Annotated in this window: 26 protein-coding genes; 13 read left to right on the top strand and 13 right to left on the bottom strand. The window is 71.6% G+C overall.

What is annotated here, in order from left to right; genetic code table 11:
- Positions 1-5: 5 nt before the first annotated feature.
- The 8 genes from DEJ09_RS03610 to DEJ09_RS03575 form a co-directional block, all read right to left on the bottom strand.
- On the bottom strand, positions 6-1,022 hold the full coding sequence (locus tag DEJ09_RS03610) for a glycine betaine ABC transporter substrate-binding protein (protein ID WP_111087678.1): 1,017 nt from the start codon (positions 1,020-1,022) through the stop codon (positions 6-8).
- The gene (locus DEJ09_RS03605) at positions 1,019-1,783 is read right to left on the bottom strand and encodes an ABC transporter permease (RefSeq protein WP_110865308.1); all 765 of its coding nucleotides are present in this window, start codon (positions 1,781-1,783) and stop codon (positions 1,019-1,021) included. The genes DEJ09_RS03610 and DEJ09_RS03605 overlap by 4 nt, the downstream gene beginning before the upstream one ends.
- Positions 1,780-3,051, bottom strand: a complete 1,272-nt coding sequence (locus DEJ09_RS03600; protein ID WP_017887899.1) for an ABC transporter ATP-binding protein — start codon at positions 3,049-3,051, stop codon at positions 1,780-1,782. Before DEJ09_RS03600 ends, DEJ09_RS03605 begins: the two co-directional genes overlap by 4 nt.
- Positions 3,038-3,685 carry an ABC transporter permease gene (locus tag DEJ09_RS03595; protein WP_071245638.1) on the bottom strand — a complete coding sequence of 216 codons (648 nt, stop codon included), beginning with the start codon at positions 3,683-3,685 and terminating at the stop codon, positions 3,038-3,040. Before DEJ09_RS03595 ends, DEJ09_RS03600 begins: the two co-directional genes overlap by 14 nt.
- A 208-nt stretch (positions 3,686-3,893) precedes the next feature.
- Complete coding sequence (locus DEJ09_RS03590) at positions 3,894-4,637, bottom strand: DinB family protein (RefSeq protein ID WP_111087677.1); 744 nt, start codon at positions 4,635-4,637, stop codon at positions 3,894-3,896.
- The gene (locus DEJ09_RS03585) at positions 4,634-5,236 is read right to left on the bottom strand and encodes a hypothetical protein (protein WP_111087676.1); all 603 of its coding nucleotides are present in this window, start codon (positions 5,234-5,236) and stop codon (positions 4,634-4,636) included. Before DEJ09_RS03585 ends, DEJ09_RS03590 begins: the two co-directional genes overlap by 4 nt.
- A 58-nt stretch (positions 5,237-5,294) precedes the next feature.
- Complete coding sequence (locus DEJ09_RS03580) at positions 5,295-6,170, bottom strand: aminoglycoside phosphotransferase family protein (RefSeq protein WP_111087675.1); 876 nt, start codon at positions 6,168-6,170, stop codon at positions 5,295-5,297.
- A 117-nt stretch (positions 6,171-6,287) separates the two neighbouring features.
- Entirely contained in the window at positions 6,288-6,938 is a 651-nt protein-coding gene (locus DEJ09_RS03575) for a ScbR family autoregulator-binding transcription factor (RefSeq protein ID WP_111087674.1), read from the bottom strand.
- Positions 6,939-7,028: 90 nt separating this feature from the next.
- Here DEJ09_RS03575 and DEJ09_RS03570 point away from each other — a divergent pair, with 90 nt between their 5' ends.
- Positions 7,029-7,472, top strand: a complete 444-nt coding sequence (locus DEJ09_RS03570; RefSeq protein WP_111032167.1) for a disulfide bond formation protein B — start codon at positions 7,029-7,031, stop codon at positions 7,470-7,472.
- A gap of 54 nt (positions 7,473-7,526) precedes the next feature.
- Here DEJ09_RS03570 and DEJ09_RS03565 read toward each other — a convergent pair whose 3' ends face one another.
- Both DEJ09_RS03565 and DEJ09_RS03560 read right to left on the bottom strand, forming a co-directional pair.
- The gene (locus DEJ09_RS03565) at positions 7,527-8,684 is read right to left on the bottom strand and encodes a GAF domain-containing protein (RefSeq protein ID WP_111087673.1); all 1,158 of its coding nucleotides are present in this window, start codon (positions 8,682-8,684) and stop codon (positions 7,527-7,529) included.
- Positions 8,681-9,457 (bottom strand): ThuA domain-containing protein, encoded by a 777-nt coding sequence (locus DEJ09_RS03560; RefSeq protein ID WP_258370872.1) that lies wholly within the window; start codon positions 9,455-9,457, stop codon positions 8,681-8,683. The genes DEJ09_RS03565 and DEJ09_RS03560 overlap by 4 nt, the downstream gene beginning before the upstream one ends.
- 140 nt (positions 9,458-9,597) lie before the next feature.
- On the opposite strand from DEJ09_RS03560, the gene DEJ09_RS03555 reads away from it, so the two are divergent.
- The gene (locus DEJ09_RS03555) at positions 9,598-11,037 is read left to right on the top strand and encodes a DUF4832 domain-containing protein (protein ID WP_111087672.1); all 1,440 of its coding nucleotides are present in this window, start codon (positions 9,598-9,600) and stop codon (positions 11,035-11,037) included.
- Between the two features lie 79 nt (positions 11,038-11,116).
- Positions 11,117-11,572 carry a DUF3817 domain-containing protein gene (locus DEJ09_RS03550; protein WP_111087671.1) on the top strand — a complete coding sequence of 152 codons (456 nt, stop codon included), beginning with the start codon at positions 11,117-11,119 and terminating at the stop codon, positions 11,570-11,572.
- A gap of 19 nt (positions 11,573-11,591) precedes the next feature.
- On the opposite strand, the gene DEJ09_RS03545 is transcribed toward DEJ09_RS03550, so the two are convergent.
- The gene (locus DEJ09_RS03545) at positions 11,592-13,817 is read right to left on the bottom strand and encodes an NADP-dependent isocitrate dehydrogenase (protein WP_111087670.1); all 2,226 of its coding nucleotides are present in this window, start codon (positions 13,815-13,817) and stop codon (positions 11,592-11,594) included.
- A gap of 193 nt (positions 13,818-14,010) precedes the next feature.
- Between DEJ09_RS03545 and DEJ09_RS03540 the strand changes: the two genes are divergently transcribed.
- Complete coding sequence (locus DEJ09_RS03540; RefSeq protein WP_111087669.1) at positions 14,011-14,202, top strand: hypothetical protein; 192 nt, start codon at positions 14,011-14,013, stop codon at positions 14,200-14,202.
- 3 nt (positions 14,203-14,205) lie between these two features.
- Here DEJ09_RS03540 and DEJ09_RS03535 read toward each other — a convergent pair whose 3' ends face one another.
- On the bottom strand, positions 14,206-14,700 hold the full coding sequence (locus tag DEJ09_RS03535; RefSeq protein ID WP_071406257.1) for a hypothetical protein: 495 nt from the start codon (positions 14,698-14,700) through the stop codon (positions 14,206-14,208).
- 162 nt (positions 14,701-14,862) lie between these two features.
- On the opposite strand from DEJ09_RS03535, the gene DEJ09_RS03530 reads away from it, so the two are divergent.
- From DEJ09_RS03530 to DEJ09_RS03510, 5 genes are all read left to right on the top strand, one after another.
- A complete protein-coding gene (locus DEJ09_RS03530) occupies positions 14,863-15,978 on the top strand; it encodes a M23 family metallopeptidase (protein ID WP_111087668.1) in 1,116 nt (371 codons plus the stop codon).
- Between the two features lie 161 nt (positions 15,979-16,139).
- Positions 16,140-17,399: a hemolysin family protein gene (locus tag DEJ09_RS03525; protein WP_111087667.1), complete on the top strand. Its 1,260-nt coding sequence runs from the start codon at positions 16,140-16,142 to the stop codon at positions 17,397-17,399.
- 235 nt (positions 17,400-17,634) lie between these two features.
- A complete protein-coding gene (locus DEJ09_RS03520; RefSeq protein WP_071406260.1) occupies positions 17,635-18,546 on the top strand; it encodes a helix-turn-helix transcriptional regulator in 912 nt (303 codons plus the stop codon).
- Positions 18,547-18,577: 31 nt separating this feature from the next.
- A complete protein-coding gene (locus DEJ09_RS03515; RefSeq protein ID WP_111087666.1) occupies positions 18,578-19,324 on the top strand; it encodes a class I SAM-dependent methyltransferase in 747 nt (248 codons plus the stop codon).
- A 168-nt stretch (positions 19,325-19,492) separates the two neighbouring features.
- Positions 19,493-19,975, top strand: a complete 483-nt coding sequence (locus tag DEJ09_RS03510) for an FBP domain-containing protein (RefSeq protein ID WP_071406263.1) — start codon at positions 19,493-19,495, stop codon at positions 19,973-19,975.
- 164 nt (positions 19,976-20,139) lie between these two features.
- Here the strand turns inward: DEJ09_RS03510 and DEJ09_RS03505 are convergent, their stop codons facing one another.
- Positions 20,140-21,126, bottom strand: a complete 987-nt coding sequence (locus DEJ09_RS03505) for an aldo/keto reductase (RefSeq protein ID WP_110865323.1) — start codon at positions 21,124-21,126, stop codon at positions 20,140-20,142.
- A 111-nt stretch (positions 21,127-21,237) separates the two neighbouring features.
- On the opposite strand from DEJ09_RS03505, the gene DEJ09_RS03500 reads away from it, so the two are divergent.
- From DEJ09_RS03500 to DEJ09_RS03485, 4 genes are all read left to right on the top strand, one after another.
- Positions 21,238-21,474 (top strand): hypothetical protein, encoded by a 237-nt coding sequence (locus tag DEJ09_RS03500; RefSeq protein WP_111087665.1) that lies wholly within the window; start codon positions 21,238-21,240, stop codon positions 21,472-21,474.
- A gap of 123 nt (positions 21,475-21,597) precedes the next feature.
- Positions 21,598-22,143: an acyl-CoA thioesterase gene (locus DEJ09_RS03495; RefSeq protein WP_111087664.1), complete on the top strand. Its 546-nt coding sequence runs from the start codon at positions 21,598-21,600 to the stop codon at positions 22,141-22,143.
- Between the two features lie 32 nt (positions 22,144-22,175).
- A complete protein-coding gene (locus DEJ09_RS03490) occupies positions 22,176-22,763 on the top strand; it encodes a YdeI family protein (RefSeq protein WP_111087663.1) in 588 nt (195 codons plus the stop codon).
- Between the two features lie 74 nt (positions 22,764-22,837).
- Positions 22,838-23,719, top strand: coding sequence for an aldo/keto reductase (locus tag DEJ09_RS03485; RefSeq protein WP_110859382.1), 882 nt, complete (start codon positions 22,838-22,840; stop codon positions 23,717-23,719).
- The last annotated feature ends 1 nt before the right edge of the window (position 23,720 follow it).

The raw sequence follows: 23,720 nt of genomic DNA, 5'->3' as shown, positions 1-23,720 counted from the left end.
AACGGTCAGGGCTTCGTGATGAAGCCCTCCTTCACCATCCAGTCGAAGGCGACGTCGGCAGGCTCACGCCCTTCGACGTCGACCTGGCGGTTCAGCTCCTGCAGCACGGCGTCCGTGAGCTTCGGTGAGATCTGGTCGTAGATCCCCTCGAGCTGCGGGTACTCCTTGAGTGTCTTCGAGTCGATGACGGGCGCGACGTTGTACGCCGGGAAGAACCCCTTGTCGTCCTCGAGCACCGTCAGCCCGAGCGACTTGATACGGCCGTCGGTGGTGAAGACCTCACCGAAGTTGCACTTGCCGCGGTCGGTGGCCGTGTAGACCGTGCCGGTGTCGAGGATGCTGACGTTGCTGCTCGGCACCCCGTTCGACCCCGAACCACCGAGCTCCAAGCCGTACTTCTTGAGCATCGGCTTGAAGCCGTCGGCACGCGAGTTGAACTCCGACTCCACGCAGAACGTGCGCTGGTCGACCGGCAGCTTCGTGATGTCGGAGAGCATCTTGACGTCTCCGAGCTCCTTGACGGCCTCGTTGCGGACGGCGAAGGCATACGTGTTGTTCATCGGCGCCGGCTCGAGCCAGGTCAGTCCGTTGCCGGCGTCCTCCTTCTTGACCGCCGTCCACTGCTCGGTCTTGTCCGGGATCCCCTTCGTGTGACCCATGAAGGTCAGCCAAGCGGTACCGGTGTACTCGTACGTGAAGTCGGCGGCGTGCGAGGTCATCAGCTCACGGACCGCGACGCTGCCGGGCACGTTCGTCTCGTCGGTGACGTCGAACCCCGCGGCCTTGGCGGCGAGCACGGCGATCTTGCCGAGCACGAGCTGCTCGGTGAAGTTCTTCGACGTCACGGTGATGTGGGCGCCGGCCGGCAGGTCGTCGATGCGCTGGATGGAGCCGGCGCCGGCCTCGGGCACGAACGACGTGGCGGGCTGCAGGCCGCACCCGGTCAGGACGAGGGCGGTGGCACCGGCGACGAACGCGGCGGCTCCGACCCGGGTGCGGGTGCTGCGGGTGCGGCGGGTCATCGGAGTCCCTTCGGTCGTGCGACCGTCTCGACCACGCGGCCGAGCCAGTCGATGGAGAGGGCGAGCAGGGCGACGAGCAGGGCCCCGGCGACGAGCACCTTCGGCAGGAACAGGGTCACGCCCGTGGTGATGAGCAGACCGAGTCCGCCCGCACCGACGAAGGTCGCCAGGCTCGCCGTGCCGACGAGCAGCACGAGGGCGGTGCGGATGCCCGAGAGCATCACGGGCACCGCGAGCGGCAGTTCGACGCGCATCAGCACGCTGAAGGCGCTCATGCCCATGCCGCGACCGGCCTCGACCAGGCGGTCGTCGACGCTCTGCACGCCGATCATGGTGTTCCGGAGCACCGGCAGGATCGCGTAGAGCACGAGCGCGATGACGGCGGACGAGCTGTTCAGGCCGAGCCAGGCGGCGAGCAGCACGATGAGGCCGACGGCCGGTGCCGCCTGCCCGAAGTTCGCGACGGCGAGCACGTACGGGCTCGCCCGGCGCAGCGGCCCGCGGGTGAGCACGACGCCCAGCGGGATGCCGATCACGAGCACCAGGACCGTCGACTGCAGGGTCAGCACGAGGTGCTGACCGGTCAGGGCCAGGATGTCCGCCGGGTTGAGCGTCGTGCGCTCCGTCGGGGTCAGGTCCGCCGTCGCGAGCCACACCGCGAAGCCGGCCAGGACGACCAGGATCGCGATCGGCTGGAACAGCAGGCCCTTCCACGAGGTGCTCGCACCGGTGGCGGGGCCGGCAGTGGCGACTGCGCTCACAGGTCTTCTCCGGTGGGCATGGCCGACACCGGTGACGACGGCATGGTCTCGATCGGGTTCGTGTTCGTTCCGACCGGCGTGTAGGCCTGGTCTCCGGCGGCGGTCGCGCGGGAGCGGGTGATCGCCTCCATCACGGTCTCGACGGTGATGACCCCGCGGAACGCGTCACGACGACCGGTGACGAGCGCGGCGCCGGCGCTCGAGACGAGCATGGTGTCGAGCGCGTCGTTGAGGGTCGCGGCCTCGCCCACGACGGGCAGGCCGGGCTCGACGCCGTCGGGGATGCGGTCGAGGCGCTCGAGCTGGCGGCGCGACGGCCACCCGATCGGGCGCTGGCGGTGGTCGACGACGACGGCGTGCTGGTGCCCGCCGGCCTCGTTCATCCGCTGCAGCACGGCCTTGACCTCTTCGCCGGGCGAGCAGGTCACGGCCGACTCGACCTCGACGTCGCGCACGCGGTTCAGCGTGAGCTGCTTCAGGCCCGCGCCGGAGCCGATGAAGTTCTCGACGAACTCGTTCGCCGGCTCGGCCAGGATCCGTTCCGGGGTGTCGTACTGCACGATGTGCGCACCCTCGGTGAAGATGACGATCCAGTCGCCGAGCTTCACGGCTTCGTCGAAGTCGTGCGTGACGATGACGATCGTCTTGTGCAGTTCCTCCTGGATGCGCAAGAGCTCGTCCTGCAGGCGCTGGCGGGTGATCGGGTCGACCGCACCGAACGGCTCGTCCATGAGCAGGACGGGCGGATCCGCCGCGAGCGCACGGGCCACGCCGACGCGCTGCTGCTGGCCACCGGAGAGTTCGCGGGGGAACCGGTCGCGGTAGGTGTCGGGGTCGAGCGAGACCAGGTCGAGCAGCTCGTCGACGCGCGCCGCGATCTTCTCCTTCGACCAGCCGAGCATCTTCGGCACGATCGCGATGTTCGCCGCGACCGTCATGTGCGGGAAGAGCCCGCCGGCCTGGATCACGTAACCCATGCGGCGGCGGAGCTCGTCGCCGTCGATCCCCGTGACGTCGTCGTCGCCGACGACGATCCGCCCCTGGGTGGGCTCGATCAGACGGTTGATCATCTTGAGGGTCGTCGTCTTGCCGCAGCCGGACGGGCCGACGAGCATGACGATCTTGCCGGCCGGGATCTCGAGCGTGATGCCGTCGACGGCGGGCTTCGACTGCCCGGGGTACCGCTTGGTGACCTCGTCGAGCAGGATGCTGCGCCCGGTGACGTCCCCGTCGGGCGCGGTGGTGGTGGCGGAGTCAGTGCTGGACACGGATACCTCTCGAGATGGTCAGGCGGCCGAGGCCGATGAGGAGCAGGTCGAGGACCAGGGCGAGCAGGACGACGCCGACCACCCCGACCACGACGGAGAACAGGGCGTTGGCGCCGCCGAGGCGGGACAGCCCGGAGAAGATGAAGCCGCCGAGCCCGGGGCCGAGCGCGTACGCGGCGATGGCAGCGATGCCCATCACCATCTGCGCGGCCACGCGGACACCGCTCAGGATGATCGGCCACGCCATCGGCAGCTCGACCTGCAGCAGGGTGCGGAACCGGCTCATGCCGATGCCACGAGCTGACTCGACGACGGCAGGCGGGATCTCGGCGAGACCGACGACCGCGTTGCGCAGGATCGGCAGCGCGGCGAAGAAGACGACCGTCACGACCGACGGCAGGACGCCGAAGCCGAGCGGGACGATGAGCAGGCCGATGACGGCGAACGACGGCAGGGTGAGGCCGATGGCCGACACCCCGTTCGCGAACGCGGTCAGGCGCGGGCTGCGGTAGACGAGTGTGGCGAGCACCACGGCGATGACCGTGGCGAGGACGACGCACTGGACGACCAGTGAGAAGTGCTGCCACGATGCGAACCAGATCTGGTTCCATCGCTCCACGACGTACTGGAACACGGGTGGGCGCTCCCCTTCCGGTCGGCTGAACTGCCCACAGATCGGGGCACGAGCTCGGCCAAAGCTACGCAGCAGCTGGACCGGTTGTACAACGCAACCCCACCGAGACGACGGTTTCCCTTGCAGTTGCGAGGATGACAACCCCTGATCAGCAGGGGTTTACCAGGGCGAGCCTGGGAGAACGGTAACGATCGGTCTGCCTGCTCGGCTATGCGCCGAGGCCGCGCAACCCCGCTCGCTCCGCGATGTCGACGAGCTGCTCGCGCCACCGGACCCATTCGTCCGGGGACTTGTCGGCCAGGTTGCCGTCACCGTCGCCGGCCAGGCCGTCGAGCATCTCGCGCACGATGTCGGCGTGACCCGCATGCCGAGCGGTCTCGTACGCCATGTGCACCAGGATCCGGTGCAGCGTGACCTCCCGGTGCCCCTCCGGCCACCACGGCACGGTCCCGGTGGCGGTGAGGTCGAGCGCCTCGATCGTGGCGTCGGCGTGGGCGGCACTCCGGTGGTGGAAGGCCACGATGTCGGCCATGGTCTCGTCGAGCGAGGCGTACATGTCCTCGCCGTCCTCCGACTCGAGCCAGGCGGGCTGGTCCGGCAGCGGCCGCCCGAACACCTCGCCGAAGTAGCCGGCCTGCACCCCGGCGACGTGCTTCACCAACCCGAGGACGTTCGTGCCCGTGGGCGTCACCGGCCAGCGGGCTTGCCGCTCGGCCAGCCCGTCGAGCTTCGCCAGCAGGGCCGCACGGTGCTTCTGCAGGTACCGGTGCAGCGTCCGCTTCACCGCGGCGTCGGCGGCAGCTGCGTCCGCGTGCGCGCCCGCGCCGTCCACGGCCGCCGCACCGTCGGGGTTCCGCCCTGCCCCTTCGTCCGACAGCAGGGCGTTGCCGCTCGCCGCCAGGGTGCTGGTGCTCGCGGGGTGCACCTCGGGGACCGCTTCGACGTCGCTCATGCCCCCGATCGTGCCACCCGGAGCTCCTCCAGGCGCGTCGACTCCTGCACGGCGACCCGTTCGGCCGTCAGCAGCAGCCCGGCGACCTCGGCACCGGTGCGTGCCGGGGCGTCGTTCCAGCTCGTCAGGTCACGCACCCGCCCCATGCGGATGTCCGGCGCGGGGCACCACAGCACGGGCTCGCCCTCGTCGCGGGCGAGGGCGTGCCACACGACGTCGAGCGCGTGCTGCACCCGGGGCGCGTGGACCGCGTGCGGCCCGCCGGCGGCGGACACGACCGCGCCGACCAGGCAGGCAGCGACGAGCGGCCGGCCCTGCACGTCCATCGCGGCGGCGCTGGAGGCCTTGCGCTCGCGGCCGTGCTCGTCGAGGTAGGCGAACCAGGCGTGCTGGACCCACCCGCGTTCGACGACCGCGCGGGCGTCGGAGAGCAGGTGGACGAGTTCGCCGAGTTCGCGCACCCGGTCGTCGACCCGTCGCGCGCGGGCGGCGGCGCGGCGGTCCGACAGACGGTCGAGCAGGCCGCGGAGACCGGGTCGGACGGGAGCGGGGGAGGCGTCGGTGGCGACGTCGTGCTGGACGCGGAGCTCGAGGGTCATGGTGGCCCCTCCGATCGGCTGTGCACGGATGGTGCGGTCACGATAGCCCCGCGGGGACTCAGTCGTCCAGCACCGCGTCGATGCTCCGTCGCGCGACGCTCCGGAAGGCGCGTTCGTCGGCGGTCGCCAGCGCGGACGCGAGCGCGACCACCCACCCTCGTGCGCGCAGCCAGGTGGCTTCCGGGGCCGCGACGCGCGCGCGGAACGCGCGCCGCCCCGGCCGGTCGAGCGTCAGCCAGGCGGTGGCCAGGTCGACGGCCGGGTCGCCCGCGGTGACGTCCCCGAAGTCGATCACGGCCGACAGACGGTCGACGCCGTCCGACGAGTCGACGAGCAGGTTGAAGGGGTGCAGGTCGCCGTGCACCCAGACGGGAGGCCCGGCGTGCGCGGGCACGGCCGCTGCGGTCCGCCACAGCGTGGCCAGCTCTCCGGCCCGGTGCACGCCGTGCTTGTCGAGTCGCGCCAGCACGGCGTCGCTCCGCGACGCGAGCGGCACCGCACGGAACGGGTTCGCCGGGGCGTCGGCCGGGGCCGGGACGTGCAGGAGCCCGACGAACGCGGCGAGCGCCTCGGCGACGGGGACCCCGGCCGCACGTTCACCGATCGCCGTGCCGGACAGCCACGGCACGATGCTCCACGACCACGGGTAGCCGAGGGCGGGGCGTCCGGTGCGCACCGGGGCAGGCACCGGGACGACCGATCCGACCCGGGCGGCGATGTCCGGCAACCAGCGCTGTTCGTGTTCGACGAGCCGTGCGGCCAGCTCCCGACGGGGGACCCGGACGGCCAGGTCGTCGCCCAGGCGCAGCACGACGTTGTCCCAGCCGTTCGCGACGACCTCGAGCGGGAGCCCGGCCAGGTCGGGGTGCTGGTCGCGCAGCAGGGACCGGACGAGCGGGACGTCGACGTCGACCTCGGCAGCGGGTGTGGGCACCGCGTCAGGCTAGTGGGCCGCCGGACACATGCCCGCGAACTGGGGCCGGTGGCGCGACACCCTTCTCGGTAGTCTCAGAGGTGAGGTGACGTGGGTGTTTCCCTGGGGGGACCCGCGTCACTCCGGAGCGATGAGTGTGACGAGCCGCGGGATCTCCGGACGCAGCCGTTCGGTGACGAACGCGTCCAGCAGGACCGTCCAGAGTTCCCGCAGGCCCGCGAACAGGTCGGCCCGGCGGGTCATCACGTCCGAGACGGTCTGCACGCCGGTGTAGGCACGGACGACGACCCGGCCGACCAGGTCCGGGTCCCACCGCGGGTCGATCTCGCCCACCTCGACGGCCTGCCGCGCGAACCCGGCGACCACCGTGGTCCAGTCGGTGTACGGGTCCTGCCGCGCGACGTCGCTCGCGGCCACGTCGGTCGACAGCCGCACCCCGGCGCTCACGACGACCTCGGACGTCATCTGGACCGCGAGCCCCTGGCACAGCCACATGATCGACTCGAGCGGGGTGGTGCCCCGGGCCACCGCGGCCTCGCCGTAGCGGCGCGAGATCGCGTGCTGCTCGGCGACGACGGCCCCGGCCATGTCGGCCTTCGACGTGAAGTGGAAGTACAGCGCACCCTTGGTCATCCCGATGCGTTCGGCGATGCCGTCCATCGAGGCACCGACGTACCCGCGTTCGTCGAACTCCGCGGCCGCGCCCTCGATGATCGCCGTGCGGGTCGCGAGCGACCGCTGCTGCCGGGTCGGTCGGTCCTGCGCCATGGGGTCCGATCGTAGTCAGCGCACGCTGCCGCCGGGGTGCACTGGCCGCATTCGGCAGGCGTTCGGCCGGGTGCCCTACGGTCGGTCGCCATGGACGGATGGCGGAACCCTGCGCGCTGGGCACGGACGGGACGGTGGCTGCTGCTGCCGATCGCGGTGCTGGACTGGGTCGCGCTCGCGCCGCAGACCATCGTGGTGCTCGCGTTCCTGATCGCCGTCGTCGGGCTCGCCGGCATGGGTGCGGCCCTCGTCGTGCACATGCTCCGTCGGTCCCGTGGGGCGATGGCCGGCCTCGGCGTGGTGATGCTGCTCGGCGGGCTCGTCGTGTTCGGCCTCGACCCGTTCCCGGGCTCGTTCCCGCTCATCCAGTCGTGGTGGCCGGAGTCCATCACGCAGCCGCAGCACGTCGGCAGCGCGTACTGGCAGCTCGCCGGCCTGGGCATCGAGCTGGCCGGGTTCGCCCTGCTCGCGACCCTGCTCGTGGTCTCGCTGACCGGGACCCCGCGCCCGCGGCCGGACCGCTTCCGCTCCTGACGCGCGCGGCACGATCAGCTGGCGCGGCACGACCGGATGGCGCGGCACGCACGCTCAGTGTCGCGTGAGCACCACCAGCGTGACGTCGACCACGGCGTCGGTGGGGACGGCCGTGCGCACCCGTTCGACCACGGTGGCCCCGTCCGGAGCCGAGCGCACCAGCGCGGCGAGGTCGTCCAGGTGCCGGAGCCCGTCCAGCGACAGGACGCCCTGGGTGCAGATCGCCAGCCGGTCCCCGGGTTCCAGGTCGAGCGCTCCGGGCGACCGTGGGATCGATGCCGGCTGCAGTCCGAGCGGCAGGTCGAGCGGGTGCAGGACGCGAGCCGGACCGTCGGCGGGGACGAGCACGGCGAGGCCGTGGCCGGCGTCGCCGAAGTCGACGTGACCCGACGTCGGGTCGAGCCGCAGGTGGAAGAGCGAGCCGACGGCGTCCGCAGCCGACAGGTCGGCGGTGACCTGCGCCTCCAGGCCGACGATCGCGTCCGACATGTCGGTGCCGGTCCGTGCGGCCACGGCACCGCGGACCGCCGCGGCGAGCAGGCCCGACGCCGGGCCGGCCGCGCTCACCCGGCCGACGGTGACGTGCAGGGCACCGTCCGGTGCGACGCGCCAGTCGGCGACGTCACCCCCGCCGTCGTCGTGCTGGGCCAACAGGACATCGAGGTCGTACCCCGGCACCGCGACCGGGTCCGGCACCAGGCCGTCGAGCACCCGACGGACCCGCCCGCGGTCGATGGCGACGCCGAGCTCGCGCTCCGCCCACCGGGCCAGGTCCCCGAGCAGGGCGACGTCGTCCGGCGAGAACGTGCGCGGAACAGCGTCCATCAGGCACAGCGTGCCCACCCGGGTGCCGTCGACCATGGTCAACGGTGCGCCCGCGTAGAACCGGATGCCGTGCTCGGCCACCGCCGCGGTGTGGGCGAACCGGGCGTCGAGCGACGCGTCCGGGATCACCATCGGTTCGCGGGTGAGCACCGTCGACGCGCAGAACTGCTCGCTGGCGGGGACACTCGACCCCTGGTACCAGCCGAAGGTCGACTGCGTGGTGACGAGGTCGTGGTGGACGAGGTTGAGGAAGGTCAACGGGACGTCGAACGCCTCGTGGGCCATGCGGGTGATGCGATCGAAGCGCTCCTCGGGTCCTGATCCCAAGATGGCGAGCGCCTCGATCACCGCGGTGCGCCTGTGCGCACCGTCGAGATGGTTGGTCACCCGGCCTGTCTACCCCCATCGTCCGTCAGGAACCAGTCCCGTGGGTGGGGGTCAGCCGTCAGCTCGCGGCGCTCGGACACCGGGGCGGCCCAGGCGGCGGCGTTCGACAGCACGCGCTGGATGTCCGGGTGGTGGTAGACGGGGTACTCCTGGTCGCCGGGCGAGAAGTAGAAGACCTTGCCGAGCCCCCGGCGGTACGCGACGCCGGAGCGGAAGACCTCGCCGCCCGCGAAGGTCGACAGGAACACCTCTTCGTCGGGGCGCGGGATGTCGAAGTACTCGCCGTACATCTCCTGGCGGTCGATGACGATCGGGTGCGGGACCCCGGCGGCGATCGGGTGCTCGGGCGCGACGGTCCAGACGAGTTCGCGCTCGCCGTCGTTCCGCCACTTCAGCGAGCAGGTCGTGCCCATCAGGCGCTTGAACGGCTTGGAGTAGTGGCCGGAGTGCAGCACCACCAGGCCCATGCCGGCGTGCACGGCGTCGACGACCAGGTCGACGACGGCGTCGCTGACCTCGTCGTGGGCGGCGTGGCCCCACCAGAACAGCACGTCCGTGGTGGCCAGTCGTTCGGCGGTGATGCCGTGGTCGGGTTCCTGCAGGGTGGCGGTGGAGACGTCGGCCCCGGGCTGCAGCTGCCGGAGCGCCTCGGCGATCACGGCGTGCATGCCGTCGGGGTAGTGCCCGATGACCGTCGCGTCACCGCGGGTCTCGTGCACGTTCTCGTTCCAGACGACGATGTTCAGGGGACGGTTCTCGGTCGACGGCGACATGGGACCCACGCTACCCGTGATCGCTTTGCGCAGGTCCTGGCGTTTTCTGATCGTTTGGCCTACCTTCAGATCACAATCGCGCAGGCGACGGTGCCAGGGGGTGCCGGTCACCGCCCGCGCCGAGGACAGGGGCTCGTCCGATGCAGCACCGCACCATCACCACCGTCGCACTCGCGGCGGTGCTCGCACTCGCCGTACCGACCACCGCGTGGGCATCACCCACCGGTCACCACTCGAAACGGATCGCGACCACCTCGACCGTGACCTACACGGCGAGCGACGCGGTCATCCCGAACCCCTCGCGCGGGTTCGACCACACCACCGAGACGCACTACCGCGCCGACGGCACCGGGTACACGCCGCTCGACGCCGCGACCCTCCGGGGCTACCGGGCCGAGGGCGTCACGCAGGTCGTCCGGGTGTTCTACATGGAGGCGTTCGTCCAGCAGCGGCAACTCAGCCCGGCCTGGCTCGCGCTCGTGCAGCACGACTACGACACCGCGCGCGCAGCCGGCGTGGGTGTGATCACCCGGTTCGCGTACGTCCAGGGTGGCTCGTACCCGTACTCGGCGCCGTACGGTGACGCCGACCTGCCGACCGTGCTCGCGCACATCGAGCAGCTCACCCCGACGCTCCGCCGGAACGCGGACGTCATCCCGACCCTGCAGGGGGGATTCATCGGGCTCTGGGGCGAGGGCTACTACACGGACCACTTCGCCAGCGACCCGGCGAACCCGGGTGTGCTGACCGAGGCCGACAAGGACGCCCGACGACAGGTCCTGCAGGCCGAACTCGCCGCCCTGCCCTCCAGCCGCTCGGTCCAGGTCCGCACGATGCAGATGAAGCAGGACGCACTCCGCACGCCGTCCGGCACGGCCGGGGCGCTCACCCCGGAGCAGGCGCACGACGGATCGGCAGCGTCGCGCATCGGGCACCACAACGACTGCTTCCTCGCCTCGCCGGACGACTTCGGCACGTTCCTGAGCAACCCGCTGTCGCTCGACCAGGACTACCTGGCGGCGGAGTCGCGGTACGTCCCCGTCGGTGGTGAGACCTGCGCCGTGAACGCGCCGCGGACCGACTACCCGTCCGCCTCGGCCGAGATGGCGAAGTACCACTACAGCTACCTCAACCTCGACTACAACAAGGACGTCCTGGCGACCTGGGGTGCGGAGGGCATGACCGACGCCGCGAAGAAGCTCGGCTACCGCTTCACGATGACGTCGAGCACCGCCACCTCGGGCGCGAAGCCGTCGGTGGCGGTGTCGATCCGGAACGACGGCTGGGCGGCGCCGTACAACAGCCGCCCGGTGCAGCTCGTCCTGACCGACGGCGATCGCCGGGTGACCGTGCCCGTGGCCGCCGACGCGTCGTCCTGGCAGCCGGGACGGACCGTGACCGTCCGGGCGTCGCTGGCCGACGTGCCGAACGGGCGCTGGAGCATCGCACTCGCCCTGCCCGCGCCGGAGGCCTCGGTGGCGGCGAACCCGGCCTTCGCGATCCAGACGGCGAACACCGGCACGTGGGACGCGAGCGCGGGTGTGAACCGCCTCGGGCAGACGGTGGTCGTGCGGCACTGAGCGGACCTGCAGGGCGCCCCGGGTCGGACGATCCGGGGCGTTCTGCTGTCTGTCAACCGGGTCCGCCACGATTGACGGCATGACTCCGCGCTCCCTGTTCCGCGCCGCCGCGGTCGCCGAACTCGTGACCTGGACCCTGCTCATCCTCGGGATGGTGCTCAAGTACGGCCTGGACGCCGGCGACTGGGGCGTCCGCATCGGGGGCGGGGTGCACGGCTTCGTGTTCCTGGCGTACCTGGTGGTCACGACGGTCGTGGCGGTGAACCAGCGGTGGTCGTTCGGTGCGCTCGTGCTCGGCTGGGCCAGTGCCGTCGTGCCGTACGCCACGGTGCCGTTCGAGGTCGCGGTCGCCCGCCGCGGCATGCTCGAGGGCGCCTGGCGACGCTCGCCGGACGCCCACTCGGGCTTCTGGGACCGTCTGCTGTTCTTCGTGGTGCGTCGGCCCGCCGTGGCCGCGGGCATCGGGGTCGTGGCCGTCGCCCTGGTCTTCACCGGGCTGCTCGCCGCCGGCCCGCCCGTGCCGTCCCGCGGCTGACGCGACGAGCGCCCACGCGTCACTTCGTGAGCAGCAATGGTCGGGTTCGTGGTGCGGACGCGACCACGGACGGACGCATGACCGCGCTCGTCTTGGCGTCGTCGGGGCGGTAGTAGCCGCCGATGTCGGCCGGGTGGCCCTGCACCGAGACGAGCTCGTCGACGATGGTGTGCTCCTGCTCACCGAGCTTCGCCGCGAGGTCCGCGAACGACGCCGCGAGCTCGGTGTCCTGGGTCTGCGCCGCGAGCTCCTCGGCCCAGTACTTCGCCAGGTAGAAGTGGCTGCCGCGGTTATCGATCGAGCCGAGCTTCCGACCCGGGGACTTGTCCTGCTCCAGGAACGTCCCGGTGGCTCGGTCGAGGGTCTCGCCCAGGATCTTCGCCCGCTCGTTGCCCGTCACACCGGCGAGGTGCTCGAGGCTGACCGCCAGCGCGAGGAACTCGCCCAGGCTGTCCCAGCGCAGGTAGTTCTGCTGCACGAGCTGCTGCACGTGCTTCGGCGCGGAACCACCGGCACCGGTCTCGAACAGGCCGCCACCGCCCAGCAGCGGGACGACGGAGAGCATCTTCGCCGAGGTGCCGAGCTCCATGATCGGGAACAGGTCGGTCAGGTAGTCGCGCAGGACGTTGCCGGTGACCGAGATGGTGTCCTCGCCGCGGCGGATGCGCTCGAGCGAGAAGCGCATGGCGTCCTCGGGCGCGAGGATCTCGATCTGCAGGCCCTCGGTGTCGTGCTCGCCGAGGTACTCGCGGACGAGCCCGATCAGGTTCGCGTCGTGCGCACGGGTCTCGTCGAGCCAGAACACGGCCGGCGTCGCGGAGGCACGGGCGCGGGTGACGGCGAGCTTCACCCAGTCGCGGATGGCGACGTCCTTGGTCTGGCAGGCGCGCCAGATGTCACCGGGCTCGACGTCGTGCTCGATGACGACGTCGCCCGAGGCGGTCGTGACGCGGACCACACCGGCGCCGGGCAGCTCGAAGGTCTTGTCGTGCGAGCCGTACTCCTCGGCCTTCTGCGCCATCAGGCCGACGTTGGGCACGGAGCCCATCGTCGACGGGTCGAAGGCGCCGTGGGCGCGGCAGTCGTCGAGCACGGCCTGGTAGATGCCGGCGTAGCTCGAGTCGGGGATGACGGCGAGGGTGTCGTGCTCGTCGCCGTCCGGGCCCCACATGTGGCCCGAGGTGCGGATCATCGCGGGCATCGAGGCGTCGACGATGACGTCGCTCGGCACGTGCAGGTTCGTGATGCCCTTGTCCGAGTCGACCATGGCGAGCTCGGGGCCGTCGGCGATGCCCTGCTTGAAGGCACGCTCGATCTCGGCGCCGTTCGGCAGCGCAGCGAGGCCGGCGAGGATCGAACCGAGCCCGTCGTTCGGGGTCAGGCCCGCGGCGGCGAGGTCGGCGCCGTAGCGCTCGAACACCGACGGGAAGAACGCCTTGATGACGTGCCCGAAGATGATCGGGTCCGAGATCTTCATCATCGTGGCCTTGAGGTGCACGGAGAACAGGATGTCCTCGGCGGCGGCGCGCTCGATCTGCTGGCGCAGGAACGACTCGAGTGCGGCCACGTGCAGCACGGTGCCGTCGACGACCTCGCCCTGCAGCACGGGGATCGACTGCTTGAGGACCTGCTCGCTGCCGTCCTCGGCCACGAAGGTGATCGTCAGGACGTCGTCGGCGGGGGCGATCCAGGACTTCTCGTTCGACCGGAAGTCGTCGACGCCCATGGTGGTGACGTTCGTCTTCGAGTCACGCGACCAGGCGCCCATGCGGTGCGGGTGCTTGCGGGCGTAGTTCTTGACGGACAGAGGTGCGCGGCGGTCGGAGTTGCCCTCGCGCAGCACCGGGTTGACGGCGCTGCCCTGGACACGGCCGTAGCGGGCGCGGACGTCGCGCTGCTCGTCGGTCGTGGCCTCGTCCGGGTAGTCGGGCAGGTCGTAGCCCTGCGCCTGCAGTTCCTTGATCGCGACCTTGAGCTGGGGGATCGACGCCGAGATGTTCGGCAGCTTGATGATGTTCGCCTCGGGGGTCTTCGCCAGGTCGCCGAGTTCGGCGAGGGCGTCGTCCAGGCGCTGCTCGTCGGTGAGCCGCTCCGGGAACTGGGCGATGATCCGGCCGGCGAGCGAGATGTCGCGGGTCTCGACGTCGACACCCGCGGTGCCGGCGAAGGCCTGGATGACCGGGAGGAAGGAGTGGGTGGCGAGGAACGGCGCCTCGTCCGTGAGGGTGTAGATGATCTTGGCCATGCTGGCGGGTACTCCCTTGTTCGACCGTCGGTACGTCCACGGTACTCGTGGCGCAGGATGTCTCGACATCAAGATACATGCCCCCCGCTTGCGCGCGGCAGATGCTCGGCCGACACCCTGGAGGCGCACTGTCGACACATAGGAACGGTGCGTGGACTGGTCTTCCGCAGCACCAGAGCGAGGGAGAGCGCGCATGACCACCACACGGCAGACCCCGGACGACTTCGGCTGGACCGCGGAGGACCTGCGGTCCGCCTACGCCTCGGACGGCAGCGGCCCCTACCGCTACGCGCCGGACGGCTCCGGCCCGTTCTCGTACGACCCCGACGGCTCCGGTCCGTGGCTCGTCGGCCCCGAACCCGGACCCGGACCCGACGGAGCCTGAGCCTCAGTCGCCGATCGAGACGCGGAACACCCGGACGCCGGCGGCACGGAGCCCGGCGAGCCCGAGCCGCATGCGCAGGGGCCGGAAGGGCCGGCGGAACCCGGACGACGCCGACGCGGCATCGATCTGGTGCAGGACCTCGGACGTCAGGGTGCGCTCGAGCTTCGGCGCCAGGCGGGTCACCCCGGACACCGTGACGACGATGCGGACGGCGTGCGGCGCGAGCATCGGTGCGATGAGCTCGGCAGCCGCCTGCGCCCGGTGGAACGCGGGGTCGTCACCGGGGCGACGGATCGCGATGACGGCCAACGCCGCGTCCCACGTCTCCTCGGGGTCCGGCAGGTCGTCGACCCCGATGACCCGCATCCGCGCGGCGTCGATCCCGGCGCGCACGGCCGCGGCACGGAGCACGGGGAGGAGTTCCTGGGTACCGGCCAGCACGACGTCGGCCGACGCCAGGTCGACCGTTCCGTACCGCTCACGCGGCGATCGGGCCATGGTGCGGGTCCTTCCGTCGCTTTCCCCTGACCGTACCGATGCGGAGGGCCCGGGGGCCGTTTCCGCCCGTGGTGATCAGGGGCCTCCCAGCGCACTCGGTAACGAAAAGATCACGAAAGGGCCTGTACAAAGCGACAGAGTCGTGCAGAATGGTGGGCGGCCATGACGACTGCACCCGAACTCGACCAGCACCCGGAGACCCCGGTGGTGCACCTGTCCCGTCGCGCCGCCCTCGAGGCCGAGCGTGCAGCAGCCCGCGGACCGCAGCGTCGCAGCAAGACGGCGCCGGTCGCGAAGGCCGCCAAGCCCGAGAAGCCGGCCAAGGCAGCGAAGGTCGCCAAGCCGGCGAAGGCCGTGAAGCCGGCCAAGGCGCCGAAGGCCGCGAAGGTCGCCAAGCCCGTGCAGGCCGTCGTCCTCGCGACCGCGTCCTCGACCGAGCCGGCCGGCCGCCGCTCCGCAGCCGCACGCGCCACCACCGAGCACGTCGACGACCGCATCCAGCGCGTCGTCCGTCGCCCCGCACCCAAGGTGACCCGCGTCGCCAGCGCACCCCGGGCCTCCCGGTCGGCCCGCGCCGGACGCATCACGCTCACCAGCGCCGCCGCCGCCATCGCGATGTTCGCCGCCTCGGCGATGCCCGCCCACGCGAGCGCCGGCACCTCGATGGCCACCTCGACCATCGCGCCCGTCGTGCGCACCCAGGACTACGCCGTGACCCAGGCAGTCACGGCCGCCGGGTTCGACCGTGACGGGTTCACCGTCGGCGGCGGCTCGACCGTCACCACGAAGACCGCTGGTTCCGCCGACACCGCGGCGACCGCGGGTGGCGCCGTCTCGTTCGGCGGCGCGGTCCGCTCGCCGTTCCCCGGCCCGGTGCAGATGAGCTCCGGCTTCGGGTACCGCTCGGCACCGTGCGGCGCGTGCTCGTCGCTGCACCAGGGCCTCGACTTCACCCCGGGCATGGGCACGCCGATCGGCGCCGTCGCCGCGGGCAAGGTCCGGGTCTCGGGCACCTACTTCTCGTACGGCAACGCGGTCATCATCGACCACGTGGTCGACGGCCGTCAGGTCTCCACGCTCTACGGCCACATGATCCCCGGCTCCTCGCCGCTCAAGGTCGGCGACACCGTCGCAGCCGGGCAGTTCATCGGGCTCGTCGGGTCCTCCGGCGTCTCGACCGGTGCGCACCTGCACCTCGAGGTCCTGATGGACGGCGTCACGCCGATCGACCCGAAGGCGTGGCTCGAGGCCCGCATCGGTCGCTCGCTCACCCTGTAGCGACCGCGCCCCGCAGCGACCGCTCCCCGTCACGACGCCGGATCCACAGCCGCTGTCGAGCGGCAGCACGGTGACGTCCCAGTCGGCCTGTGCAGACTCACAGGCATGGACGATCCCCACAGACCGCCCGCCCGTCGTCGATCCGAGGCGGCTGCCCGCTGATGGGCGCCGACACCTGGATCGCCTTCGGGCTCGTCATCCTCTTCGTGCTCGTCGGCGGGGTCTTCGCGGCCGCCGAGATCGCACTCGTCTCCCTCCGCGAATCCCAGCTGCAGCAGCTCGAACGCCGCGGCCCCTGCGGGATGCGGGTCGCCGAGCTCGGCCGTGACCCCAACCGGTTCCTGTCTGCCGTGCAGATCGGCGTGACCGTCGCCGGGTTCTTCTCCGCCGCGTACGGTGCGTCCTCGATCGCACCCGACGTCGCACCGCTGTTCCAGGGGCTCGGCCTCGAGCAGGGCGCGGCCGAAGCCGTCGCGCTGGTGCTGATGACCCTCGTCATCGCGTACCTGTCGCTCGTGTTCGGCGAGCTCGTGCCGAAGCGCCTCGCCCTGCAGCGTGCCGAGGGCTTCTCGATGGCCGTCGCCCCGACCCTGGAGCGCTTCGCGGTGCTGATGCGGCCGGTGATCTGGCTGCTCTCGAAGTCCACCGACACCGTCGTGCGACTGCTCGGCGGCGACCCGAACGCCCGCAGCGAGTCGATGAGCACCGAGGAGCTCCGCGGCCTGGTCGACGAGCACACCGGCGTCGACGAGCAGGGACGCCGGATCGCCCGCAGCGCCCTGGACGCCGGTGACCGCATCCTGCGCGAGTCGATGCGCCCCTGGTACGACGTCTCGACGCTGTATGCCGGCCTCTCCGTCGCCGAGGCCACCGACCAGGCCATCGCGGCCGGGCACACGCGGTACCTCGTGACCTCCGGCGGGCGTGACGAGGTCCAGGGGTTCGTGCACCTCCGTGACCTGCTGCGTCCGGTCGATCCCTCGGCACCGGTCGCCACGCTCGTCCGGCCGGTGCTCGCCCTGCCCGAGACGAAGTCGCTGTCGAGCGCGATCGCGGACATGCGCACCGACGGCCACCAGATCGCCCTGGTGGTCGACGAGTACGGCGGCAGCGCGGGCATGGTCACGCTCGAGGCGCTGCTCGAGGACCTCGTCGGCCGCATCCGCGACGAGTACGACGAACCGGTGGCCGAGCACGACGGCGTCGACGGTGCCACGGTGCTCGAGGACCTGGCCGCGGACGGCGGTCCCGTCCTGCCGGACGGCGACTACGAGACCGTGGGTGGGCTCGTGCAGGTGCAGCTGGACCGCGTCCCCGAGGTCGGTGACGTCGTCCTGGCCGGCGGCCACCGCCTCGAGGTGACCGCCATGGACGGTCACCGCGTCGCGCGGGTGCGCATCGGGGCCGACGCCGCGCCCTGATCGCGCCCCCGCGTCGGACGGGAGGTCCGTGGCGGCCCCGCCACGGGCCTCCCGACCGGCCCTGGTCGCGTCCACCCCGTCGAAGCGACAGAATCCCGCGAACGTTCGGGCACGATCTGTCGCTTTCGCGAACCGGACGGTAGGGCGACCCGCGAAGTGTCGCTTCTGCGCACCGGGGCTGACGGGTACCGCCCGTGCCTGCCGGACGCACGGCCCGGGCACGTACGCTCGTCGCATGGGTATCGACGTGCGCAACGAGATCCGCGACTTCCTGTCCTCCAGGCGGGCGCGGCTCACCCCCGAGCAGGTCGGCATGCCGTCGTTCGGCGGCGGGGTCCGACGCGTGCCCGGGCTGCGTCGGCACGAGGTCGCCATGCTCGCCGGCGTCAGCGTCGACTACTACACGCGGCTCGAGCGCGGCTCGCTCAAGGGCGTCTCGGACAGCGTGCTCGAGGGCCTGGCGAGCGCCCTGCAACTCGACGAGGACGAGCGCGCGCACCTGTGGGACCTCACGCGCCTGGCGAACTCCGGCGCGAAGGTCATGCACCGGAACGTGCCGACCCGCGTGCGCCCCGGCGTGCAGCGGCTGCTCGACGCCATCACCGGCGCACCGGCCTGGGTGCGGAACGAGCGCGGGGACGTCGTCGCGACGAACGAGCTCGGCCGCGCGCTCTACGCACCGCTCTTCGCCGGCCCCGGACGCCCGGTGAACACCGCACGCTTCACGTTCCTCGACCCGGCCGCCCGCGACTTCTTCCCGGATTGGGCACAGACCGCGAAGGACGCCGTGGCCGTGCTCCGGACCGCCGCGGTGTCGAACCCCTGCGAGCCGGGGCTCATCACGCTCGTCGGTGAGCTCTCCACCCGGAGCGAGGAGTTCCGCGGCTGGTGGGCTGCCCACGACGTCCGGATGCAGCGCACCGGCAAGAAGCGCATCGACCACCCGATCGTGGGGGAGCTGCGGCTGTCCTACGAGGCGCTCGATCTGGTCGCCGACCCCGGTCTGACGCTGTTCTCGTACTCGGCCGAACCGGGCAGCGAGTCCGAGCGGTCGCTCGCGCTGCTCGGCAGCTGGGCCGCGACGGAGCGGGCCGAGCAGTACGCGGCCCTGCGCGAGTCGGAGTCCGAGTCCGAGTCGGTCGACTGACCCGGCCCCCGCGGGTTCGTAGGGTGGGGACGTGACGAGGACGACGGACAGCTCAGCAGGGGACGCGGACCACCGGCAGCACCGCCGGCCCGAACCCGCGTTCGCCCGTGCGGTCGCGAAGGCACTCGGTGACGCCCGGACCGTGCTCGACATCGGCGCCGGTGCCGGTGCCGGTTCGTACGCGCCGACCGATCGCGACGTGACCGCCGTGGAACCCGCCGGAGACCTGCCCTTCGCCGACGACACCTTCGACGCCGCGATGACGACGTTCTCGCTGCACGAGTGGGACGACCTCGAGCGCGGGCTCGCCGAGGTGCGTCGCGTGACCCGGGGCCCGATCGTGGCCCTGACGTTCGACCCCGACCGCATCGAGCGCTCCTGGCTCGCCGAGTACGCGCCCGAGGTGCTGGCGGCCGACGCCCGTCGCCACCCCGCACTGCCGCGGATCGCCGACGCACTGGGCGACGACACCGTGACGAGCACCCCGTTGCCGATCCCGTTCACGTGCGTCGACGGGTTCGCCGAGGCGTACTACGCGCGCCCCGAGCGTCTGCTCGACCCCGGCGTGCGCCAGGCGGACCCGGCGTGGGGACTGGTCGACGAGTTCACCGTCCGGCGGTCGGTGGCCGCGCTCCGGACCGCGCTGGATTCGGGGGAGTGGGACCGGCGGCACGGGTCGTTGCGCATCCGCCCGACGTACGAGGGCTCGGTCGTCCTGGTCACGGCGACGCCGAACCGACCGCGGGCGGACCGGGCCGGGGTTGACACCCGGTCGTAGGCTGGTCGGGTGAGCTTCCAGGAGGTGGTCGGCGCCCGTATCGCCGGCATCAGGGCGTGAGGCCCTCGGTCGTGCCCTCGGGTGCGGCCGCCCTCGTCGAACCCTGACCTCCCCCGCCCGGTGCGGTGTGCGTCCGCACGCCCCGGGCCCGTACGAAAGCGATCACCCATGCTCCCCATCGTGGAGAAGACCCTCCGCACGTCCTTCGTCAACGCCTCGCGCAAGGAGGTGTCCGACCTCACGCTGCCCGCCGACTTCGAGACGCTCGACTGGGACGCGCTCGACTACCTCGGCTGGCGCGACCCGAAGATCGGGCGGCGTGCGTACGCCGTCGTGCCGACCCTGGACGGCGACCTGATCGGCATCCTGTTCCGGCAGGCCGAGGCCTCGCCCCGCTCCCGTGCCCAGTGCTCGTGGTGCCAGGACGTCAAGCTGCCGAACGACGTCGCGTTCTACAGTGCGAAACGGTCCGGGCCAGCCGGACGGAACGGCAACACCGTCGGCACCCTGGTTTGCCAGGACTTCCAGTGCTCGCGGAACGTCCGGAAGCTGCCGCCGCCCGCCTACGAGGGCTACGACGTCGAGGCCGCGCGCCTCCGGCGCATCGAGGACCTGCAGGTCCGGGCCGCGTCCTTCGCCGCCGAGGTCTGAGACGCCGGCGTCCTCGGAAGACGCCGCCGAGTCAGCGAGACGCCGCCGGATTCGGAGGCGTCTCGCGCTGACGCCGGCGTCTCGCGTCCGCAAACGCGACTGACGACGGACGGGAGGCCCGGTGCCAGCTGGCACCGGGCCTCCAGGCCGTCATCCGGTCGCGTCTACCGACCGATGGTCGACATGTCGGGGTAGCGGTCACCGGTCGGGACCGGCAGCGCCGACAGGCGCGACAGCTGGTCCGCGGTGAGGGTCAGGTCGGCTGCGCCGACGTTCTCCTCGAGGCGGGAGACCCGCTTCGTGCCGGGGATCGGGACGATGTCGTCGCCCTGGGCCAGCAGCCAGGCGAGCGACACCTGCGCCGGGGTGGCGCCGGCCTCGGTCGCGATGTCCTTGACGGCGTCGACGATGCGCATGTTCTGCTCGAACGCCTCCTGCTGGAAGCGCGGGTTCGCCAGGCGGAAGTCGTCGGAGTCCAGGTCGGACGGCTTCGTGATGGCACCCGTCAGGAACCCGCGGCCGAGCGGCGAGTACGGCACCAGGCCGATGCCGAGCTCGCGCAGGGTGTCGAGCACGTCGCCCTCGGGGTCCCGCGTCCACAGCGAGTACTCGCTCTGCAGCGCGGTGATCGGGTGGACGGCGTGGGCCTTGCGGATGGTCTCGGCACCGGCCTCGGACAGTCCGATGTGCCGGATCTTGCCCTCCTGCACGAAGCCGGCGAGCTGGCCGATGACGTCCTCGATCGGGACGGCCGGGTCGACGCGGTGCTGGTAGTAGAGGTCGATGTGGTCCGTGCCGAGGCGACGGAGTGAGCCCTCGAGCGCCTCGCGCACGGACTCGGGCTTGCTGGAGATCCCGCGCTGCTGCGTCGGCGTCTCTTCACCGGCCTCGTGGTGGTACAGGCCGAACTTGGTCGCGATGACGACGTCGTCGCGACGGCCCTCGAGCGCGCGGCGCAGGAGTTCTTCGTTCGTGTAGGGGCCGTAGGCCTCGGCGGTGTCGAACAGGGTGACGCCGAGGTCGATCGCGCGGTGGATGGTGCGGATCGACTCGTCGTCGTCGGTGCCGGCGCCCGTGTAGAAGGCGCTCATGCCCATGGTTCCGAGGCCGATCGGTCCGACCTCGAGGTCTGCGAGCTTGCGTGTCTGCATGCTGCAGGTCTACTCCCGGTCCCCCTGACGGCGGGAGGCACTGGCTGTACCCGCCTCCGCACCGCTACGCTGCGAGGGACGGGGCAGACGCCCCGGGCTCGGGGGAATGTCGTGGTCGTCATCTGGATCGTCATCGCCGTGGTCGTCGTGCTCGGCGCCCTGCTCGTCGTGCTCGAGGTGCAGAACCGCCGTCGGCGGCGGGCGCTCGCGGACCTCGAGGACTTCTCCGACCCCGCGGCCGGGTCACGTGCCATGGTCGAGGCCGACGCCGCTCGATCGACGGCCGAAGGGGTGTCGAGGACCGCGCACCCGGGTGGCAGCGCCTCCAGCGGGATGTTCTCCGGCTGACCCACCCGGCCGCTCCGGCGGTTGTCGGAAGCAGCGGGTCCGCGGTGACCAGGGCTACCGGCGCTTCGTGAGGTTCCTCCAAGGTGCTCGCACGAGTGCTCCGCGCACTGGTGTGATCAATCCGTGAACCTGTACTTCCGACTGTTCCTGCTGCAGCTGCGCACCCGCCTGCGCGCTCGGGTCGGTGGACGCCGTCGGGCGTCGCTCTGGGACGAGGTCCGGACGCCGTTCCGGGTCGCTCCCACCGACCTCGACCCGCTGCGCCACGTCAACAACGGCAAGTACCTGTCGATGCTCGACCTCGGTCGGCTCGACCTGATGCTCCGCTCCGGGTACTGGGCCGCGTTGTCCGAGCACGGCTGGTACCCCGTCGTCTCGGCGCAGACGATCACGTACAAGCGGTCGTTGACGCTCGGGCAGCGGTTCGAGCTCCGCACCCACGTGCTCGGGGTCGACGACCGTGCCGTGTACCTGGAGCAGACGTTCGTGCGGCAGGGTGCCGTGATGGCCCGCGCCGTGGTGCAGGCCCGGTTCCTGCGGCGTTCCGGCGGGACGGTGCCGACCGCGGACCTGCTCGAGGCGGCGGGCGGCGCGGACCGCGACCTCACCGTGCCCGACTGGGTGCACGACTGGGCGAGTGCGACCCGGATCAGCAGCAGCGCGGCCTGACCCGCGCGGCCGGCCGGTCCTACGATGACCGCATGGACATCGTCGACCTGGTGCTGCCGGACGTCGCCGCGTGGCGTGCCTGGCTCGACGACCACGAGGACGAACCGGACGGGGTGTGGCTCGTCCTCGCGAAGAAGGGCGTCACGGAGCCGACGACGCTGACCTACGACACGGCCCTCGACGAGGCGCTCTGCTCCGGGTGGATCGACGGGCAGCGGCGCGGGCGCGACGACACGACCTACCGCCAGCGGTTCACCCCGCGCCGGAAGGCCTCGCTGTGGTCGCAGCGGAACCTCGGCCTGGTCGCCGCACTCATCGCCGAGGGGCGGATGCGGGAGCGCGGGCACGCCGAGATCGAGCGCGCCAAGGGCGACGGCCGGTGGGACCGCGCCTACGCCGGCTCGGCAACGGCCACGGTGCCCGAGGACCTGCAGGCCGCGCTCGACGCCGCCCCCGCAGCCGCCGCGCTGTTCGCCGAGCTCGACGCCACCAACCGGTACGCCGTGCTGCACCGCATCACCACCGCCCCGAACGCCACGGTGCGGACGAACCGGCTCGCCAAGCTCGTCGGCGGACTCGAACGCGGCGAGACCCCGTACCCGCGGCCCACCCGTCCGTAGACCCTGCGAACCCGGAAAGCGGTCGGGGGACACCGACTCAGGGACCGGCAACGCACCGGGCGTAGACCGGGGACATGACCACAGGCACTGACACCACGAACCGTCCGGCCGCGTCCTCCGGCACCTTCCGCATCGGCGGCGACCTCGAGGTCAACCGGCTCGGCTACGGCACCATGCAGCTCACCGGCCCCGGCGTCTGGGGACCGCCGAAGGACCACGACGAGGCGATCCGCGTCCTCAAGCGTGCCGTCGAACTCGGCGTGAACTTCTTCGACACCGCCGACTCGTACGGCCCCTACGTCGCCGAGGAGCTCCTCAAGGAGGCCCTGCACCCCTACGGCGACGACGTCGTCATCGCCACGAAGGCCGGCCTCACCCGCACCGGCCCGAACGTCTGGCCGCCCGTCGGCCGCCCGGAGTACCTCCGGCAAGAGGCGGAGATGAGCCTCCGCCGCCTGGGCCTCGAGCGCATCGACCTGTTCCAGCTGCACCGCATCGACCCGAAGGTCCCGCTCGAGGACCAGGTCGGCGAGCTGAAGAAGCTGCAGGACGAGGGCAAGATCCGCCACATCGGCCTGTCCGAGGTCTCCGTCGACGAGGTCAAGGCCGCGCAGGAGATCGCCACGATCGTCTCCGTGCAGAACCTCTACAACCTGCAGAAGCGTGACGCCGAGGAGCTGCTCGACTGGTCCGAGCAGCAGGGCATCGGCTTCATCCCGTGGTTCCCCCTGGCCACGGGTGGCCTGACCGGTGAGGACTCGCCGCTCACCGAGATCGCCGAGCGCAAGGGTGCCACCCCGGCACAGCTCGCGCTCGCCTGGCTGCTCAAGCGCTCCCCGGTGATGCTGCCGATCCCCGGTACGTCGAGCGTCGCGCACCTGGAGGACAACCTCGCGGGTGCCACCGTCGAGCTGACCGACGACGAGTTCGAGGAGCTGGCGAAGCTGGGTCACTGAC

The sequence above is a fragment of the Curtobacterium sp. MCLR17_055 genome (assembly GCF_003234305.1).
GTDB classification, from domain to species: domain Bacteria; phylum Actinomycetota; class Actinomycetes; order Actinomycetales; family Microbacteriaceae; genus Curtobacterium; species Curtobacterium flaccumfaciens.
The sequence above is the reverse complement of the archived record's forward strand: the minus strand, read 5'-3'. Positions and strand labels throughout refer to the sequence as shown.